The organism is Polaromonas sp. P1_E3 (genome assembly GCF_056405935.1).
Genome location: NZ_JBFUBD010000448.1, coordinates 1 through 2,026, shown reverse-complemented (window position 1 = coordinate 2,026; position 2,026 = coordinate 1). Strand labels below are relative to the sequence as shown.

The 2,026-nt window shown below is 61.4% G+C and carries 1 protein-coding gene; it reads right to left on the bottom strand.

From position 1 onward, the window contains the following. The coding region (gene katG, locus AC1D0Z_RS20375) for a catalase/peroxidase HPI (RefSeq protein WP_477659986.1) at positions 1-1,741 on the bottom strand (1,741 nt) is incomplete at its 3' end. Positions 1,742-2,026: the final 285 nt, after the last annotated feature.

The window sequence follows — 2,026 nt, the reverse complement described above, 5'->3', positions numbered from 1 at the left end:
CGGCAAACGACTCCACATCGGTCTGCTGCTGCGAAGCGTCCGTGCGGCCGGGGGAAAAAGGCACCTTCACGTCGTGGCCGGCTTTTCTTGCTGCCGCCTCGACGGCTGCACAGCCACCCAGAACAATCAGGTCAGCCAGCGAGACTTTCTTGCGGCCCGACTGCGCCCCATTGAACTCGCCCTGGACGGCCTCCAGCACTTTCAGGACTTTCGCCAGTTCCACAGGCTGGTTGACCTCCCAGTCCTTCTGCGGTGCCAGGCGGATGCGTGCACCGTTTGCGCCACCGCGCTTGTCACTGCCGCGGAAGGTTGAGGCAGACGCCCACGCCGTGGTGACAAGCTGGGAGATGGAGAGCCCAGAGGCGAGGATTTTGGCCTTGAGCCCTTCAATGTCCTGCTCATTGACCAGCGGATGATCGACGGCGGGCACCGGGTCCTGCCAGATCAGCGCTTCCTTCGGCACCAGCGGGCCGAGGAAGCGTGCGGCCGGGCCCATGTCGCGGTGCGTCAGCTTGTACCAGGCCCGGGCGAAGGCATCGGCAAACTCCTGCGGGTTCGCCATGAAGCGCCGCGAGATTTTTTCGTAGGCCGGGTCCATGCGCATGGCCATGTCGGCCGTGGTCATCATCGGAGCATGGCGCAAAGAGGAATCATGCGCATCGGGCACAGTGGTCGCCGCTGCCGGGTCTTTCGGTTTCCACTGGTGCGCACCGGCAGGACTCTTCGTCAGCTCCCACTCGTAGCCAAACAGGTTCTCGAAATAGCCGTTGTCCCACCTGGTGGGGTTCTTGGTCCAGGCCCCTTCGATGCCGCTGGTGACCGTGTGAACACCATGGCCCCCGCCAAACTTGTTGATCCAGCCAAAACCCTGGTCTTCAATCGTGCCGCCCTCAGGCTCGGGGCCTACGTATTGGCCCGGATCGGCCGCACCGTGGGCTTTGCCGAAGGTGTGCCCGCCGGCGGTGAGCGCAACGGTTTCCTCGTCGTTCATCGCCATGCGGGCAAAGGTCGCGCGGATATCGCGCGCCGAGCCCAGCGGATCCGGCTTGCCGTTCGGGCCTTCGGGGTTCACATAGATCAGGCCCATCTGGACGGCACCCAGCGGGTTTTCGAGTTCACGGTCACCGGTATAGCGCTTGTCGCCCATCCACTCGGTTTCAGGTCCCCAGTAAATCTCTTCCGGTTCCCAGACATCAGGCCGCCCACCGGCAAAGCCGAAGGTTTTGAACCCCATCGAATCCATGGCCACGGTACCGGCCAGAACCATCAGGTCGGCCCAGGATATCTTGCGGCCATATTTCTGTTTGATCGGCCACAGCAAACGGCGCGCCTTGTCGAGATTTCCGTTGTCCGGCCAGCTGTTGAGCGGTGCAAATCGCTGTGTGCCGGAGCCCGCGCCGCCGCGTCCATCGGCGATCCGGTAGGTGCCAGCGCTGTGCCATGCCATGCGAACGAAGAATGGGCCGTAGTGGCCGTAGTCCGCAGGCCACCAGTCCTGCGAATCCGTCATCAGCTCGTGGAGGTCTTTCACGACGGCGTGCAGGTCCAGGGTCTTGAACTCCTCGGCATAGTTGAACTCCAGGCCCATAGGGTCGGACAATGAGGAGCCCTGGTGAAGTATCTTGAGGTTTAGCTGGTTGGGCCACCAGTCGGCGTTGGTAGCGGCGCCGGCCAGAGCATGTTTGCGTGCGCCGCCCGAGAATGGGCAGGTGCCTTCGCTTTGCGTGTTGTGATCAGCCATGATGGATCTTCTTTCGATTAAACAGGGTGCCAAATGACGGCATGGGTTGCATTTCATAGCAGCCGGGACGCTTGGGTCACGACTGTGCGGGGGCGCTGATGGAGTCTCTCCTTGGGTGGCTTGCCAGGCGGATGGCCTGTGAAGCACAGTCTAGGTTTCACGGCAAAATAATCAAAGGCAATTAAAAGTATTTAACTAATAGCTTTTATCAATTACCACGCAATTTACCCCAGACAGCCCCCTCGCCGCAGCAACCAGGCAGTGACGTTACGCTTGGAGCTGAAC